This is a genomic window from gamma proteobacterium symbiont of Lampromicra miyakona, assembly GCF_059730895.1.
The window spans coordinates 1-17623 of sequence record NZ_AP035932.1 but is presented as its reverse complement, the minus strand read 5'-3'; the positions used below and the strand labels follow the sequence as shown (position 1 = coordinate 17623).

At 54.7% G+C, this 17623-nt stretch carries 17 protein-coding genes; all 17 read right to left on the bottom strand.

Annotation, left to right across the window (positions count from 1 at the left end):
• Positions 1 to 52: 52 nt before the first annotated feature.
• Positions 53 to 1096, bottom strand: coding sequence for a phosphate ABC transporter substrate-binding protein PstS (gene pstS, locus AC6I8P_RS00085; RefSeq protein WP_127833474.1), 1044 nt, complete (start codon positions 1094 to 1096; stop codon positions 53 to 55).
• Positions 1097 to 1239: 143 nt separating this feature from the next.
• Positions 1240 to 2049, bottom strand: a complete 810-nt coding sequence (locus AC6I8P_RS00080; protein WP_021506929.1) for an MrpH family fimbial adhesin — start codon at positions 2047 to 2049, stop codon at positions 1240 to 1242.
• 35 nt (positions 2050 to 2084) lie between these two features.
• On the bottom strand, positions 2085 to 2576 hold the full coding sequence (locus AC6I8P_RS00075; RefSeq protein WP_264441830.1) for a fimbrial protein: 492 nt from the start codon (positions 2574 to 2576) through the stop codon (positions 2085 to 2087).
• Positions 2577 to 3101, bottom strand: a complete 525-nt coding sequence (locus AC6I8P_RS00070; RefSeq protein ID WP_498030898.1) for a fimbrial protein — start codon at positions 3099 to 3101, stop codon at positions 2577 to 2579. It abuts the gene before it with no gap.
• 190 nt (positions 3102 to 3291) lie between these two features.
• A complete protein-coding gene (gene glmS / locus AC6I8P_RS00065) occupies positions 3292 to 5121 on the bottom strand; it encodes a glutamine--fructose-6-phosphate transaminase (isomerizing) (RefSeq protein ID WP_021506932.1) in 1830 nt (609 codons plus the stop codon).
• Between the two features lie 180 nt (positions 5122 to 5301).
• Positions 5302 to 6672, bottom strand: a complete 1371-nt coding sequence (gene glmU / locus AC6I8P_RS00060; RefSeq protein ID WP_159377273.1) for a bifunctional UDP-N-acetylglucosamine diphosphorylase/glucosamine-1-phosphate N-acetyltransferase GlmU — start codon at positions 6670 to 6672, stop codon at positions 5302 to 5304.
• 354 nt (positions 6673 to 7026) lie between these two features.
• Positions 7027 to 7446: a F0F1 ATP synthase subunit epsilon gene (locus AC6I8P_RS00055; protein WP_021508191.1), complete on the bottom strand. Its 420-nt coding sequence runs from the start codon at positions 7444 to 7446 to the stop codon at positions 7027 to 7029.
• 24 nt (positions 7447 to 7470) lie between these two features.
• Complete coding sequence (gene atpD / locus AC6I8P_RS00050) at positions 7471 to 8868, bottom strand: F0F1 ATP synthase subunit beta (protein ID WP_021508190.1); 1398 nt, start codon at positions 8866 to 8868, stop codon at positions 7471 to 7473.
• A 63-nt stretch (positions 8869 to 8931) separates the two neighbouring features.
• Positions 8932 to 9798, bottom strand: coding sequence for a F0F1 ATP synthase subunit gamma (gene atpG, locus AC6I8P_RS00045; protein ID WP_021508189.1), 867 nt, complete (start codon positions 9796 to 9798; stop codon positions 8932 to 8934).
• Positions 9799 to 9850: 52 nt separating this feature from the next.
• On the bottom strand, positions 9851 to 11392 hold the full coding sequence (atpA, locus tag AC6I8P_RS00040; RefSeq protein WP_021508188.1) for a F0F1 ATP synthase subunit alpha: 1542 nt from the start codon (positions 11390 to 11392) through the stop codon (positions 9851 to 9853).
• Between the two features lie 14 nt (positions 11393 to 11406).
• Positions 11407 to 11940 (bottom strand): F0F1 ATP synthase subunit delta, encoded by a 534-nt coding sequence (atpH, locus tag AC6I8P_RS00035; protein ID WP_021508187.1) that lies wholly within the window; start codon positions 11938 to 11940, stop codon positions 11407 to 11409.
• Between the two features lie 14 nt (positions 11941 to 11954).
• Entirely contained in the window at positions 11955 to 12425 is a 471-nt protein-coding gene (gene atpF / locus AC6I8P_RS00030) for a F0F1 ATP synthase subunit B (protein WP_021313757.1), read from the bottom strand.
• A gap of 108 nt (positions 12426 to 12533) precedes the next feature.
• Complete coding sequence (gene atpE, locus AC6I8P_RS00025; protein ID WP_003849523.1) at positions 12534 to 12773, bottom strand: F0F1 ATP synthase subunit C; 240 nt, start codon at positions 12771 to 12773, stop codon at positions 12534 to 12536.
• Positions 12774 to 12822: 49 nt separating this feature from the next.
• Complete coding sequence (gene atpB, locus AC6I8P_RS00020) at positions 12823 to 13641, bottom strand: F0F1 ATP synthase subunit A (RefSeq protein WP_031279833.1); 819 nt, start codon at positions 13639 to 13641, stop codon at positions 12823 to 12825.
• An 8-nt stretch (positions 13642 to 13649) separates the two neighbouring features.
• Positions 13650 to 14030 carry a F0F1 ATP synthase subunit I gene (atpI, locus tag AC6I8P_RS00015; RefSeq protein WP_021508185.1) on the bottom strand — a complete coding sequence of 127 codons (381 nt, stop codon included), beginning with the start codon at positions 14028 to 14030 and terminating at the stop codon, positions 13650 to 13652.
• 713 nt (positions 14031 to 14743) lie between these two features.
• A complete protein-coding gene (gene rsmG / locus AC6I8P_RS00010) occupies positions 14744 to 15361 on the bottom strand; it encodes a 16S rRNA (guanine(527)-N(7))-methyltransferase RsmG (RefSeq protein WP_021508184.1) in 618 nt (205 codons plus the stop codon).
• A 48-nt stretch (positions 15362 to 15409) separates the two neighbouring features.
• Complete coding sequence (gene mnmG / locus AC6I8P_RS00005; protein ID WP_021508183.1) at positions 15410 to 17299, bottom strand: tRNA uridine-5-carboxymethylaminomethyl(34) synthesis enzyme MnmG; 1890 nt, start codon at positions 17297 to 17299, stop codon at positions 15410 to 15412.
• Positions 17300 to 17623: the final 324 nt, after the last annotated feature.

Genomic DNA, 17623 nt, shown 5'->3' with positions numbered 1-17623 from the left:
AACGAGGCCGCCCATCAGGCTGGCCAGCGCGGGCGCTGGCCGAGTCATACACTTACTGGTACAGCGCTTTACCGGAACTGTCTTTGATGTTGGCTTTCCAGGCAGCACGAATCTGATTCGCGACGCTCTCTGGCAGCGCTGCGTAATCCAGCGCCGTAGCGGTTTTGCTGCCGCCTTTGTACGCCCAGTCAAAGAACTTCAGCACTTCACTGCCCTTCTCCGCATTCGCCTGCTCTTTGTAGATCAAGATGAAGGTGGTTGAGGTGATCGGCCATGCATCGTTGCCTTTCTGGAAGGTCAGATCCTGGGCAAAGGTTTTGCTCCAGTCAGCGCCTTTGGCGGCATTAGCAAAGCTGGCTTCGCTCGGTGCCACTGGCTTACCATCGGCATCAACCAGTTTGGTGTAAGTCAGGTTGTTCTGTTTGGCGTAGGCGTACTCTACGTAGCCAATCGAGCCCGGCAGACGCTGTACAAACGCGGCCACGCCGTCGTTACCTTTACCGCCCAAGCCGGTTGGCCAGTTAACGGTGTTGCCTTTACCGATTTTGCTGTTCCAGGTCTCGTTCACTTTAGACAGGTAGCTGGTGAAGACGAAAGAGGTGCCGGAACCATCTGCGCGGCGCACCACGTTGATGTTGGTGTCTGGCAGCTTCACGCCCGGGTTCAGTTTGGTGATCGCCGGATCGTTCCACTTTTTGATGGTGCCGAGATAGATGTCGCCGACCGTTTTACCGTCGAGCGTCAGCTCACCAGATTTAACGCCGGGAATGTTCACCGCCAGCACCACGCCACCGATCACCGTCGGGAACTGGAACAGGCCATTTTTCTGCAGATCTTCTTCTTTCATCGGCGCATCGGACGCACCGAAATCCACGGTTTTGGCGATGATTTGCTTCACGCCACCCGAGGAACCAATACCCTGATAGTTGATTTTGCTACCGGTGGCTTGCTGATACTCTGCTGCCCACTTGGCATAAACCGGTGCCGGGAACGTCCCGCCTGCGCCTGTCAGGTCGGTGGCTGCAAAAGCAGAAACCGCGCTTACTGCGAAGGTGGCGGCGAGAATTCGGGCTACGGTGCTACGCATCAGTGTCATGTTCCCTCCAGGGGATTAAAAATCAGGCTTGACGCCGTTTTAGTAAGAGTCATTGATTGCTGCTGGAGGCAAAATAGGACAGTTTGATGACAGTGAAATGTACGAATTGTGACAGTTATATGACAACCGGGTCGGCTGGCAAATCAGAGGTAATTAATGAAAACCACCGTGCTGCCAGTAAAGTTACCGGGACTGGGGGTTGTTGAGGAGAGCGTCGAAATCAGCGTGAACGGCGTTGTCACGTTAGCCCGCACTAATTGCGGTTTATTCAGGCTCCCGTCAGCCAGTGATAACAGCGTACTGATGTTGTTGCTCAGTTTGAGGATATTGATCCCACCGGCAAGCGCAAAACTGATATTCACATCACGGTTGCAGAAAAGCGAGAAGTTAACGCTGGCTTTGGCGCCATTAACGGCGGCCGGGGCCAGCGTACCATGATTAATATTCAGCGCGGCTCCGCTTACCGAACAGGATACCGGCACCACCGGAATGTTGACGCAAGGTGCCCAGGGCGCAACCATTCCGGAATAGTCAGTTACGGTCGCGGAGGCTGTCACAAAGCTGCCGCAGTATGAACTGTAATAACGGGTATCTGAGTTACGCAGAAACTTGCCACCCCGACCATTAAAACGGATAAAACGTTCAGCCACCGAGGCAAGGCTCTCGCCCTGATCGACGTAAATTTGCGGCCCGCCCGCAGCGCTGAATACGGTGCCATGCCCGATAAACCAGGCGCTGACACCAATGCCTGCTGCGCAGGTTCTCTCTGAAGAGTTACAGCGGGCATAGCCTGATATCATACCGACATCCACCACTGACCAGGTAATTTCAACCTGGCTTGCGTTGACCCAGCGAATGCCATCCACGCGCGGGGCTTCCATCGCCTGCGCTGAAAAGAACAGCAGCAGGCCAGCGAAAAAAGCCAGATAGCGGAAAACAAGCCCTGTTAGCATTGGTCTAATCCTGTGGTTGCGTCAACGCCGATCATCTACTGGTACTCAACCACCAGCGCAGCAAAAGCAGAAAAGTCACCGCTGGTTAAGACCGCGGCGTTTTTCTTCACCGGTACCACCTGAATGACGGGCAGCGCAGGAAAGGTAAACGGCAGCCAGTTATTCAGTGCCAGGGCGTTTTCGCCATTTTTACCGCTTAATATCTGAATCGCCAAATCACGCTGGCTGGTCGCCAGCAAAGCAGCATTAAATGCGCTTCCGGTGCCACTGATTTGTACACGCATACTCTTATCGGGATTATTGCTACAGGTTAACGTCCAGGAAACAGGTTTTCTGTAGCTGTCGCCATTGATTTGGGAAATAACCACTGAACCAAACTCCACTATAATTGGCTTTTCGCCGTTAATCTGACATAACGGTGGTTCGATTAGCTGTCCACTGAAGTTAGCCTGCACGCTGAAAGCAGCCACTGCACTATACTTCAACATAGCGGGCAGCAATAGTGCCATTAACCACGTTCGTTTCATTTATTGCAGTTCCACTACCAGTGTTGCCGCTGAAGTAAAACTTCCGCCCGTTAAACTGCTGCTTTTATCTTTCACCGGGACGGCAGTAATAACCGGCAGCGCGGGATAAGTAAAGTTTACCCAGCTGGTATTAATATTTAACCTTTCAGCGTTAGACTTAAAAAACGCAATACCTAAACCGCTAACTGATGCGCGTAACGCGCCGCTATCGAAGCTGGCTGCATTCCCCTGTAGCTGGAGTTTAAGCGCATTAGAGGGAAGATTAGTGCAGGAAAGCGTAAATGACACAGGTTGCTGATACGCTTTCCCATCTATTTTATCGGTGCGCACATCGCCGAAATTAACACTGATCGGCATACCATTATTTATTTTACAGTCGGCAGGTACCATCACGTTACCAGAAATATTCACACTGAATGACGATGCCAGTGCATCGGATAAAAGCACCAGACAAAAAAAGTAAATATGAAATAACGCGCCATAAATTCCTACATGCAGAGAACGAGTTTGGCTTGCTACATGCATCAGAAAGCTTATGACTGAAAGGTTAAATTAAAGTTAAACAAAACAGAAGTGAAGGAGAGCCAGAGAATTATGAAAGTTGATTTCACATATCAGGGAAAAATTAATTCACAACGTTCACAGAATTCACGATTAATTTAATCGGAACAACAATGAGTTAAAAAAACCGGCCTGTTTCCAGACCGGGCTACGCTTATTCCACCGTAACCGATTTCGCCAGGTTACGTGGCTGGTCGACGTCGGTGCCTTTGATCAGCGCCACGTGGTAGGAGAGCAGCTGCAGCGGCACGGTGTAGAAGATTGGGGCAATCACCTCTTCAACGTGCGGCAGCGGGATGATTTTCATGCCTTCGCTGTCGCTGAAACCGGCATCCTGGTCGGCAAACACATACAGCAGACCGCCGCGCGCGCGCACCTCTTCGATGTTGGATTTCAGCTTCTCCAGCAGTTCGTTGTTTGGTGCCACCACAATTACCGGCATATCGGCATCAATCAGCGCCAGCGGACCGTGCTTCAGTTCGCCCGCCGCATAGGCTTCGGCGTGGATGTAGGAGATCTCTTTCAGCTTCAGCGCCCCTTCCATGGCAATCGGATACTGATCGCCACGGCCAAGGAACAGCGCGTGATGCTTGTCAGAGAAGCCTTCGGCGAGATTCTCGATCACTTTATCCTGCGCCAGCATCTGTTCAATGCGGCTCGGCAACGCCTGCAGTGCATGAACAATCTCATGCTCGGTTTCAGCGCGCATGCCGTGCAGACGGCCCAGCTTCGCCACCAGCATCAGCAGTACCGTCAGCTGGGTGGTGAACGCTTTGGTCGAGGCCACGCCGATTTCGGTGCCGGCTTTGGTCATCAGCGCAAGATCTGACTCACGCACCAGTGACGAACCCGCCACGTTGCAGATGGCCAGCGAACCGAGATAGCCCAGCTCTTTGGACAGGCGCAGCGCTGCCAGCGTATCGGCGGTTTCACCGGATTGCGACAGGGTGATCAGCAGGCTGTTTTTACGCACCGCAGATTTGCGATAGCGGAATTCGGAGGCGATCTCCACGTCACACGGGATGTTGGCCAGCGACTCAAACCAGTAACGCGACACCATGCCGGAGTTGTAGGAGGTGCCGCAGGCGATGATCTGAATATGTTCCACCTGGCTCAGCAGCGTTTCCGCGTTAGCGCCCAGTTCGCTGAGATCAACAATGCCGTCATGAAAGCGGCCGGCCAGCGTGTTTTTGATGGCGTTCGGCTGTTCGTAGATCTCTTTCTGCATGTAATGGCGGTAGACGCCTTTGTCGCCGGCATCGTACTGCGCATTGGATTCGATCTCCGCGCGCTGTGCCTGGTTACCGTGGCGATCGATAATCGTCACTTCGCGACGGGTAATTTCGGCAATATCCCCTTCTTCGAGGTAGATAAAGCGGCGGGTCACCGGCAGCAGCGCCAGCTGATCGGAAGCGATAAAGTTTTCGCCCACGCCGCGGCCAATCACCAGCGGGCTGCCGGAACGCGCAGCCACCAGCACCGACGGATCGCGGCTGTCCATGATCACCATGCCATACGCCCCGCGCAGCTGCGGGATCACCCGCAGTACCACTTCGCGCAGCGTACCGCCCTGTTTCTGCTCCCAGTGCACCAGGTGCGCCACCACTTCGGTGTCAGTTTCGGAGGCAAAGCGGTAACCGCGTGCGATCATCTGCTCACGCAGCGGTTCGTGGTTCTCAATGATGCCGTTGTGCACAATGATAATGTGCTCTGAGACGTGCGGATGCGCATTGGCTTCCGACGGCTCGCCGTGCGTCGCCCAGCGGGTGTGCGCGATGCCGGTTCCGCCAATCAGCGGCTGCTGTTCCGCCGCTTCTGCCAGATTGGCCACTTTACCCAGACGACGCAACCGCGTCATGTGGCCCTGGCGATCGACAACCGCCAGACCGGCAGAGTCATAACCGCGATACTCAAGACGACGCAGCCCTTCCAGCAGAATTTCTGCGATATCACGCTGCGCTACTGCACCAACAATTCCACACATAGTAATTTCCTGACGTCATGGCTTTCGGCCATTGCGTTGTCATCTGACCTGATTGTTCCCCGAGCCTTGTAGAGAGTGGGGGATATCCCTTCCTATTCCAGGTTGCAGGTGCGTTAGCTGCCTGAAAACCGGAATATGTCGGGTTTTTAATACCGGGCCGATCTTTGCCGGCCCTTACATTTATTTTTTCTTAACCGGACGCTGCCAGCCAGACTTCTGATTTTGCTCTTTGCGGTTATAGACCAGATCGGCAGCGGTAACATCTTTCATCACCGTTGTGCCGGCGGCGATGGTGGCGCCCGCCGCCACGCTGACCGGAGCCACCAGCTGGGTGTCCGAGCCGACAAACACGTTGTCGCCGATAATGGTTTTAAACTTGTTGGCACCGTCGTAGTTGCAGGTGATGGTGCCGGCACCGATATTCACGCCCGCGCCAATCTCGGCATCCCCGAGATACGACAGATGGCCGGCCTTTGAGCCTTTGCCCAGCGTCGCTTTCTTCATCTCGACGAAGTTGCCGACGTGCGCCTGTTCAGCCAGTTCGCTGCCCGGACGCAGGCGCGCAAACGGCCCGACGGTGCAGGCGGCGGCCAGCGTGGCATCTTCAATCACCGAATAAGGACTGATTTCGCAGTCATCGGCAATCACGCTGTTTTTGATGATGCAGCCAGCGCCAATTTTTACCCGATGGCCCAGCGTGACGTTGCCTTCAATGATCACGTTGGTATCAATATCGACATCACGACCGTGCTGCAGCGTACCGCGCAGATCGAAGCGCGCCGGATCGCGCAGCATGACGCCAGCCAGCAGCAGCTTTTCTGCCTGCTCGCGTTGATAAGTGCGCTCCAGAGTGGAAAGCTGCAGACGATTGTTCACGCCATCGGTTTCGCTGATGCGCGCCGGGTGCACTGCGTTGATCACGCGGCCTTCCTGATGCGCCATGGCGATGATATCGGTAATGTAGAACTCACCCTGCGCATTGTGGTTGTTGAGCTGCGCCAGCCAGCGCTTCAGATCGGCACCGTTGGCGATCAGGATGCCGGTGTTGATCTCCTGAATCTTCAGCTGTTCGGCTGACGCATCTTTTTGCTCCACGATGCCGGTGATGGTGCCGTTTTCACGCACGATGCGTCCGTAGCCGGTGGGGTTATCCAGCACCACGGTGAGCAGCCCGATGCCGCCAGCGGGTTTGGCGTCGCGCAGACGCTGCAGGGTTTCCTGGGCGATCAGCGGGACATCGCCGTACAGCATCAGGATATCTTCGTCATCAGCGAAGAACGGTGCCGCCTGCTGCATGGCATGGCCGGTGCCGAGCTGTTCCGCCTGCAACACCCAGTTCAGCGGGTTATGCGCCAGTTTCTCCTGCAGCAACTCACCGCCGTGGCCGTAGACCAGATGCACATGCTGTGCGCCGAGGCCGGTAGCGGCATCAATAACGTGTTGCACCATCGGTTTACCTGCCAGGCTGTGCAGCACCTTAGGCAGATCGGAATACATGCGGGTGCCTTTGCCAGCGGCGAGGATCACCACGCTCATTGCGCTTGTCGACATAACTATCCTGACTCAATTTAGCTTTCGAAAGTGTAAGGTTTACCCCTGAGATTACTACATTTTTCTCCGTGCGAAATTAGCGGAAGAGGATGAGCGGCGGCGAGTGGTCAGCATGGGTCGCCGGGGAGGGCATAAGGTAAGGGCGTTGTGCCATTTTCGGTCGCCATAAATGGCGCCCCTGCGGGGTAATTGTGCGGTTTTGGACAGCGTGCGTATTTATGCGCACCGACATTTGGTCGCCATGAATGGCGCCCACTAGCATAGCTATTCGTAGGGTGCGCATTTATGCGCACCGGCAGCAGGCAAAAAAAATGCCAGCCCGGGGGCTGGCATTTCGTGACGCATAAAGCCTGATTACATCGCTTTTTTGGTCAGCTCGATGACGCGCAGTTTCGCGATAGCTTTCGCCAGCTCCGCAGAGGCCTGAGCATAGTCCACGTCGCCGTGGCTGCTGTTCATGTGCTCTTCTGCTTTACGTTTCGCTTCCAGCGCGCGCGCTTCGTCGAGGTCTTCACCGCGAATTGCAGTGTCGGCCAGAACGGTCGTGCTGCCCGGCTGTACTTCCAGCACGCCGCCAGAGAGGTAGATATACTCCTCTTCGCCGTGCTGTTTAACGATGCGAATCATACCAGGCTTGATGGCAGTCAGCAGCGGGGCGTGGCCCGGGTAAATACCCAGCTCACCTTCGCTACCTGACACCTGGATACGCTGCACCAGACCGGAGAACATTTGCTGCTCCGCGCTGACCACGTCCAGATGATAAGTCATAGCCATACCACTCCTCCTGGGAAACCGTTATTACAGTTTCTTCGCTTTTTCGACAGCTTCTTCGATCGCGCCGACCATGTAAAACGCCTGCTCTGGCAGGTGGTCGAATTCGCCTTCCATGATGCCTTTGAAGCCACGGATGGTGTCTTTCAGCGTCACGTATTTACCCGGAGAACCGGTGAAGACTTCTGCTACGAAGAACGGCTGAGACAGGAAGCGCTGAATCTTACGCGCACGTGCCACCAGCAGTTTGTCTTCTTCAGACAGCTCGTCCATACCGAGGATGGCGATGATGTCTTTCAGCTCCTGGTAACGCTGCAGCAGCGACTGAACGCCACGCGCGACGTCGTAGTGCTCCTGACCGACGATCAGCGGATCCAGCTGACGGCTGGTAGAGTCCAGCGGGTCAACGGCCGGGTAGATACCCAGTGACGCGATCTGACGGCTCAGCGTAACGGTTGAGTCTAAGTGAGCAAAGGTGGTTGCTGGTGACGGGTCAGTCAGGTCATCCGCAGGAACGTAAACGGCCTGTACGGAGGTGATTGAACCGGTCTTGGTGGAGGTAATACGCTCCTGCAGCACACCCATCTCTTCAGCCAGCGTTGGCTGATAACCTACCGCCGATGGCATACGACCCAGCAGTGCAGAAACCTCTGTACCGGCCAGGGTGTAACGGTAGATGTTGTCGATGAACAGCAGAACGTCACGGCCTTCATCACGGAATTTTTCCGCCATGGTCAGACCGGTCAGTGCCACGCGCAGACGGTTACCCGGCGGCTCGTTCATCTGGCCATACACCAGCGCTACTTTATCGATAACGTTGGAGTCAGTCATTTCGTGGTAGAAGTCGTTACCCTCACGAGTACGCTCACCCACGCCGGCAAAGACCGAATAACCTGAGTGCTCAGCCGCGATGTTACGGATCAGCTCCATCATGTTTACGGTTTTACCTACACCCGCACCACCGAACAGACCGACTTTACCGCCCTTCGCGAACGGACACATCAGGTCGATAACCTTGATGCCGGTTTCCAGCAGTTCCTGCGAGTTTGACTGATCTTCATAAGAAGGCGCTGCGCGGTGAATAGAGGAAACCTCTACAGCGCTGCCGTCTTCTTCTTTCAGGTCGCCTTTCATGTCGATTGGCTCACCCAGCACGTTCATGATACGGCCGAGTGTTGCTTTACCAACCGGAACCTGGATAGGTTTTTTCAGGTCGGTGACTTCCAGACCGCGCTTCAGGCCGTCAGAAGAACCCATGGCGATGGTACGCACCACGCCACCGCCCAGCTGCTGCTGAACTTCCAGCACCAGACGAGCATCACCATTTTTTACCTCGAGAGCGCTGTATACCTGCGGTACCGCGTCCTGAGGGAATTCGACGTCAACTACGGCGCCGATAATCTGGACAATCTTTCCAGCTGCCATCTTGAATCCTCTACCTAATACGAGAATATCCGGCCGCGCTCGCGCGACGGGATATATGCCTGGTTAAACCGCGGAGGCTCCCGAGACGATCTCGGTAAGTTCCTGAGTGATGCTGGCCTGACGAGCTTTGTTGTACACCAACTGCAGCTCTTTGATCAGGTTTCCGCCGTTATCGGTTGCCGCTTTCATGGCCACCATACGTGCAGCCTGCTCACTGGCCAGGTTTTCCACCACACCCTGATAAACCTGCGATTCGACATAACGACGCAGCAGGGTATCCAGCAGCGCTTTCGGATCGGGTTCGTACAGGTAATCCCAGGTCTTCGCCTTCATCTCTTCTTCACCTTCCGCTGGCGGTAACGGCAGCAGTTGGGTAATGGTCGGAGTCTGAGACATGGTGTTATTAAACTTATTGCTGACGATATACAGCTTGTCGATGCGGCCTTCATCATAAGCCTGCAACATCACTTTTACCGGGCCGATCAGGTCGGACAGCGCAGGCTTATCGCCCATGCCGGTAACCTGAGCCACGACGTTGCCACCTACAGAGCCGAAGAAAGAAACGCCTTTGGAACCGATAATCGCCAGATCGCTCTGCACGCCTTTATCAGACCAGCCTTTCATTTCTGCCAGCAATTTTTTGAACAGGTTAACGTTCAAACCACCACAAAGCCCGCGGTCAGTCGAAACGACCAGGTAGCCGACGCGCTTAACGTCGCGCTCATCCAGGTAAGGGTGCTTGTATTCCAGATTACCCAGAGCAAGGTGACCAATCACTTTGCGCATGGTATCTGCATACGGACGGCTGGCCGCCATGCGTTCCTGCGTTTTACGCATTTTGGAGGCGGCGACCATTTCCATCGCTTTGGTGATCTTCTGCGTGTTTTTCACGCTTCCGATCTTGGTACGTATTTCTTTTGCGCCGGCCATTAGCTTCTCCTCAAAGCCTTGCGGCCTGCCTTTTCAGACAAGCCGCCAGACATTACCAGGACTGGGTTGCTTTAAACGTTTCGAGGAGGCCTTTCAGCTTCTCTTCGATTTCGTTGTTGTAGTTACCCGCCTGGTTGATTTCAGCCATCAGCTCCGCGTGTTCGCGATCGGCGAACGCCAGCAGAGCGGCTTCGAAGCTGCCGATTTTCGCCAGTTCAACGTCGTTCAGGAAGCCGCGCTCGGCAGCGAACAGTACCAGACCCTGTTGTGCAACAGACATCGGTGCATACTGTTTCTGCTTCAGCAGCTCGGTCACTTTCTGACCGTGGCTCAGCTGTTTGCGCGTTGCATCGTCCAGATCGGAAGCGAACTGAGAGAACGCTGCCAGTTCACGATACTGTGCCAGCGCGGTACGGATACCACCGGACAGTTTCTTGATGATCTTGGTCTGTGCAGCACCACCAACACGGGATACCGAAATACCCGGGTTAACGGCTGGACGAATACCGGAGTTGAACAGGTTCGATTCCAGGAAGATCTGACCATCGGTAATCGAGATTACGTTGGTCGGAACGAACGCAGAAACGTCACCCGCCTGGGTTTCGATGATCGGCAGCGCGGTCAGAGAACCGGTCTGGCCTTTCACTTCACCGTTGGTGAAACGCTCAACGTAGTCAGCGCTTACGCGTGATGCACGCTCCAGCAGACGAGAGTGGAGGTAGAACACGTCGCCCGGGAATGCTTCACGACCCGGCGGACGGCGCAGCAGCAGAGAAATCTGACGGTAAGCAACAGCCTGCTTAGACAGGTCATCATAGACGATCAGCGCATCTTCACCGCGGTCACGGAAGTATTCACCCATCGCGCAACCGGCATACGGAGCCAGGTACTGCAGCGCAGCGGATTCAGAAGCGGAAGCGACAACCACGATGGTGTTAGACAGCGCACCGTGCTCTTCCAGCTTACGTACCACGTTAGAGATGGTAGAGGCTTTCTGACCGATCGCGACGTAGACACACTTGATGCCAGAATCGCGCTGGTTGATGATGGCGTCGATGGCCATCGCAGTTTTACCGGTCTGACGGTCACCGATGATCAGCTCACGCTGGCCACGGCCGATTGGAATCATCGCATCGACAGATTTGTAACCGGTCTGAACAGGCTGGTCGACTGACTGACGGTCGATAACGCCTGGTGCAATCACTTCAACTGGTGAGAAGCCATCGTTGTCGATAGCGCCTTTACCGTCGATCGGTGCACCCAGGGTGTTAACCACGCGGCCCAGCAGGCCACGGCCAACCGGCACTTCCAGGATACGGCCAGTACACTTCACCTTCATGCCTTCGGCGAGGTCAGCGTACGGACCCATCACTACTGCACCTACAGAGTCACGCTCGAGGTTCAGTGCGATAGCGTAACGGTTGCCCGGCAGAGCAATCATCTCACCCTGCATTACATCGGCCAGGCCGTGTACGCGGATGATACCGTCACTTACAGAAACAATAGTACCTTCGTTGTGAGCTTCGCTCACGACATTGAACTGAGCAATGCGCTGCTTGATCAGTTCGCTGATTTCGGTGGAATTCAGTTGCATATGCTCCAGTCCCCTTAAGACTGCAAGACGTCTGCCAGACGGTCAAGACGGCCGCGCACGCTGCCATCAATCACCAGGTCACCCGCACGGATAACCACACCTGCCATTACAGACTTATCAATTTTGCAATTCAGCTTAACTTTGCGTGACAGACGTTTTTCCATCGCGGCGCTGATTTTACTCAGCTGGCTGTCACTCAGCGCACTGGCGGAGATCACATCAACTTCGGCTGTCGCTTCATAAGCGTCACGCAGTTGAATGAACTGTTCCAGTACCGCTGGAAGCGCTGTCAAACGTCCGTTCTCCGCCATAACCTTAATCAGGTTCTGAGCGTGTTCATCAAGTTGATCACCACAGACTGCGTTGAAAGAAGCAGACAAGGCTTCCGGTGCCAATGCACCGGAAAGGAGTTCTGCCATCTGTTCGTTGCGAGCCACTTCTGCGGCAAACGCCAGCATGGTCTGCCAGCGGTCGATACTTTGATGCTCAACAGCAAAGTCAAAAGCTGCTTTGGCGTAGGGGCGAGCTACAGTAATCAGATCAGACATCAGCCCCTCCCTCCTTACAGTTCAGCGACCAGTTTATCAACGATGTCGCTGTTAGCAGCTTCATCCACGGAACGTTCGATGATCTTCTCGGCGCCAGCTAAGGCCAGCAGCGCGACTTGCTTACGCAGCTCTTCACGTGCACGTGAGCGCTCGGCTTCGATTTCTGCCTGCGCCTGAGACACGATGCGGTTACGTTCAGTCTCAGCTTCAGTTTTGGCTTCGTCCAGAATCTGGGCACGGCGTTTGTTCGCCTGCTCGATAATGACCTGAGCTTCTTCTTTGGCTTTTTTCAGCTGGTCGGTCGCATTGGCCTGCGCGAGATCCAAATCTTTCTTCGCGCGTTCAGCAGAAGCAAGGCCTTCAGCAATTTCTTTCTGGCGCTTTTCGATGGCAGCCATAATCGGCGGCCATACGTACTTCATGCAGAACGCGACAAACAGGATGAACGCGATGGCCTGGCCGAGGATTGTTGCATTAATGTTCACAGCACAATGCCTCTTATTAAGTTAACTTGCTCTGCCGCTATCAGCGATAAACGGCAGAATCCGTTCCTCATCACACTGTGTGCCATGAGTGAACCACGGCTACAGGCTTTAGGCGACAGCAAACATCACGTAGAGACCCAGACCAACAGCGATCATTGGGATTGCATCCACCAGACCCATTACAACAAAGAACTGCGTACGCAGCAGAGGAATCAGATCCGGCTGACGCGCTGCGCCTTCCAGGAATTTACCTCCGAGGATGCCGATACCGATCGCAGCACCGATTGCCGCCAGACCCATCATCACAGCGGCAGCCATGTACAGCAGATCCATATTCAGGTTTTCCATGACAGTCTCCAGTTTGTTTCAGTTAAAAGCTAAGTTGTTGAGATAAAAATCAATGCTCTTCAGATGCCATCGACAGATAGACAATCGTGAGGACCATGAAAATGAAAGCCTGCAGCGAAATAATCAGGATGTGGAAAATGGCCCATGGCACATTCAGCACCCACTGCGACCACCACGGCAGCAGACCGGCAATCAGGATAAAGATCAGCTCACCCGCATACATGTTGCCGAACAGTCGCAGACCGAGCGAAACCGGTTTAGACAGCAGGCTAACACCTTCAAGAATCAGGTTGATGGGGATGAAGATCGGGTGATTAAAAGGCTGCAGCGTCAGCTCTTTGGCGAAGCCACCTACACCTTTCATTTTGATGCTGTAGAACAGAATCAAAATAAATACGCCCAGCGCCATAGACAGCGTGATGTTCACGTCTGCAGACGGCACGACGCGCAGCGCCGGCAGGCCCAGATAGTGCTCGCCGATAAACGGCAGCAAATCGATAGGCAGCAGATCCATGAAGTTCATCAGGAAGACCCAGACGAAAATCGTCAGAGCCAGCGGGGCGATAACTTTACTCTTACCGTGGTACATGTCGCGGACGTTGCTATCAACAAAACCAACGACCAGCTCGATAGCCGCCTGCATTTTCCCTGGCACACCGCTGGTGGCACTTTTCGCCACTTTACGGAACAGCACCAGGAACACCAGTCCCAGTACAACAGAGAAAAACATGGAGTCCAGGTTTAACGTCCAGAACGTTGCTGGCGCGTCGTGTGCATTCACCAGCTCGAAAGTACGCAGGTCCATCTGAAGATGTGTCAGATGATGACCTATGTATTCCTGCGGCGTTGAGATCTCTCCTGCGGCCATGATGCCTCTTACCCTTTGTTGTTAATTACAGCCGGCGCGACGATTTGTACCACCAGCACCGATAACCAGGTGATTGCGAGTGGCCAGAAGACCGCTCCAAATCCACCTAACGCCACAACGAGAAAAACAACGGTGGCAAACACCTTGAGCACTTCACCAAAGGCGAAGCTCCAGGCGACACGCCCTTTTGCCGGAGTTTGATCCTGCAGGCGCCAGGCTAAAAACATAAATAGTACGTTTGGCAGCCAGGCTGCCGCACCACCCGCGATGGCAGAGGCGCCCCAGGTGACATCTTTCAGGGCAAACAGCGCACCGATTACGACAAAGGTCACCAGCTGGATCACCAGCACGGTTCGGGCTAATTTCACACTGTAAAGAGACACTGACATGACGCTTAACTCTCCTGCCCCGAACGGGGTATGTCGCGTGTCGTATAAGACTGCCTTTACTCTTTTGAGTCAAGCAGCAAAAGCCGTGCAAATTATACGGGCCGCACCTGCGATTTCAATCGGTAAGTAGCGAAAAGGTGAACAATTATTTAAATTTCTTTCTGGAGGGCTATTTTTCAAAACATCCGCTTCGGCCTGCCTGGCGAAACAGGCTTGAAATTGCCCGGCAGACTTGCTTTTAAAGCGTGCTTCAGATCACATTATAAGCACCCCCGGCAGCGATAATTTGCTTTTTAACCCCTGCCGCGCAATTAATGAAACCCGTAATTTACTTTTCTATCAGTAAGATAGAATTATTGCTCCAGGATTAGCGCCAGATTTTCGATAAAAACACTCTATTGACATCACCCACCGCAATAAAAACGTAAAACTGATATTACGTCCGCCGATTTATTGCAGAGTTATATTTTCCGCCGTGACTATTCGGCACAGTAAATACAGCGGTTAAAGTGATGTAACTGATAATGAAATGTGAATTATTCGTTAAATGTAACAGAGATTTTCGGATAATTTCCGCGGCGGATGTTAACCCGCTTCCCCTGCCCTGTTGAATAAAAGCGTTTATCGTGACGCGTTCAACCGCTGTTTTTTTAGCCGGCTGCGGCGCTAAGCCAAACGGCATGAATCGCGATAAATCCACACCGTTTGCGCGACTATTGCCGCCTGATCACCACCAGATGACGCTCACCTTCCAGTTCCGGCACCCGCAGTGGCGCAATTTTTTCGATGGCGAAGCCGGCAGGCAGCGCGGCAATTTCGTCATCCGGCCTGACGCCTTTCAGCGCATAGAAGTGGCCTGTCGCGCCCGGCAGATGGTGACACCAGTTCAGCATGTCCTCCAGCGACGCAAAGGCGCGGCTGATCACCCCGTCAAACGGCGGCTCAGCCGGGAACTCTTCCACCCGGCTCTGCACCGGCGTGACGTTAGTAAGCCCTAACTCATGTTGCACCTGACGCAGGAAACGCACGCGTTTCCCGAGGCTGTCCAGCAGCGTAAAGTGCGCCTGCGGGCGGACAATCGCCAGCGGGATCCCCGGCAGGCCCGGTCCGGTACCGACATCAATAAAGCGCTCACCCTGCAGGTGGGGTTCTACCACGATGCTGTCGAGAATGTGGCGCACCAGCATCTGCTGCGGATCGCGCACCGAGGTCAGGTTGTAGGCTTTATTCCACTTGTGCAGCAGTTCGACATAACCCACCAGCTGCTGTTTTTGCTGATCGGAGAGGGAAATGTTTGCCGCTTGCAGCAGCCGGGAGAGTTTATTAATCACGACGAGAATTCCATTAACAGGGGCGAGCGTGCCCGCCCCGGGGGTCGATCAGGCGCTTTTACGCAGCAGGCCCTGTTTTTTCAGGTAAATCAGCAGAATTGAAATCGCCGCCGGCGTGATGCCGGAAATACGCGATGCCTGGCCAATGGAGGTCGGTTTGTGGTCGTTGAGTTTGGCGATCACTTCATTCGACAGCCCATTCACCTGGCGATAGTCGAGGTCGGCCGGGAGTAAGGTGTTTTCATTGCGCTGCTGGCGATCGATCTCCTCCTGCTGACGCGCGATGTAACCTTCATACTTCACCTGAATCTCTACCTGCTCTGCGGCCTGCTCATCCGCCAGCGCCGGACCGTAGCTCGGCAGCGACATCAGCAGTTCGTAGGTCATCTCCGGACGACGCAGCAGATCTTCCGCGCTGGCCTCTTTGGTCAGCGGCGCGCTGATTACCGTGTTCACTTCGCTGACGTTTTCAGACTTCGGATGCACCCACAGGTCACGCAGACGCTGACGCTCCTGCTCAATCGCTTCCAGCTTCTGGTTATAGCGAGCCCAGCGCGCGTCGTCGACCAGGCCGAGTTCACGTCCGGTTTCGGTCAGGCGCAGATCGGCGTTGTCTTCGCGCAGCATCAGACGATACTCGGCGCGCGAGGTAAACATGCGATACGGCTCTTTGGTGCCCAGCGTACACAGATCGTCGACCAGCACGCCAAGATAGGCCTGATCGCGACGCGGCGCCCAGCCCTCTTTGTCCGCAGACTGACGCGCAGCGTTAAGGCCGGCCAGCAGCCCCTGCGCCGCCGCTTCTTCATAACCGGTCGTGCCGTTGATCTGGCCGGCAAAGAACAGGCCATGGATAAATTTACTCTCCAGCGTCGGCTTGAGATCGCGCGGATCGAAGAAGTCGTACTCGATGGCGTAGCCCGGACGCACGATCTTCGCGTTCTCCAGACCTTTCATCGAGCGCACGATCTGCATCTGCACATCAAACGGCAGGCTGGTGGAGATACCGTTCGGGTAGATTTCGTTGCTGGTCAGCCCTTCCGGCTCAAGGAAAATCTGATGTGCGTTACGATCGGCAAAGCGCATCACTTTGTCTTCAATCGACGGGCAGTAGCGTGGCCCGATCCCCTCGATGATCCCGGCATACATCGGGCTGCGATCGAGGTTATTGCGGATCACTTCATGTGTCTGCTCATTGGTGTGGGTTATCCAGCATGGCACCTGCTGCGGATGCTGTCCGGCATGGCCCATAAACGAGAACACCGGCATCGGGTCATCCCCGTGCTGCGGCGTTAGCACCGAAAAGTCGATGGTGCGGGCATCGATACGCGGTGGCGTACCGGTTTTCAGGCGGTTTACGCGCAGCGGCAGCGCACGCAGACGTTTAGCCAGCGGAATCGACGGAGGATCGCCTGCACGACCACCGCTGTAGTTATCGAGGCCGATGTGGATTTTGCCGTCCAGGAAAGTGCCCACCGTCAGAACGACGGTTTTCGCCCGGAACTTCAGGCCCATCTGGGTCACGGCGCCGACAACGCGATCGTTCTCCACAATCAGATCATCAACCGCCTGCTGGAAGATCATCAGGTTCGGCTGGTTTTCCAGCGCAGTGCGTACCGCCTGGCGATACAGTACCCGGTCTGCCTGTGCACGCGTGGCACGCACCGCCGGGCCTTTGCTGGCGTTTAGTATCCTAAACTGAATACCGGCCTGATCGATCGCGCTGGCCATCAAACCGCCTAAGGCATCCACTTCCTTAACCAGGTGTCCTTTCCCGATGCCACCGATCGCCGGGTTACAGGACATTTGTCCCAGCGTATCAATATTATGGGTGAGTAACAGGGTTTGCTGACCCATTCGGGCAGCGGCCATCGCGGCTTCTGTGCCCGCATGACCACCACCGATTACGATGACGTCAAAAGGATCTGGATAAAACATGAAGTGGGTCCTCGTTAGTGTTCGGACAGGGATCGTTGCCCTGGGCGGTGGATTCTACTGAAATTCTGTTCAGGGCGAAAGTCGCGGGATCCTGCGGTTTAAAAGAAAGGATCTTAAGTCTTTTATATGATCTCTCTGTTAGATCTCTTATTAGGATCGCCCCTGTCTGTTGATAACCCGGAAAAGCGCTGTGGCAACAGGGGATTAGCGAGGATCGTTTACTGTGAATGATCGGTGATCCTGATCCGTATAAGCTGAGATCAACTTTGCTACTTATACACAGCGTAAAAAAGCATCAGCGGTTGTTCTTTGGATAACTACTGG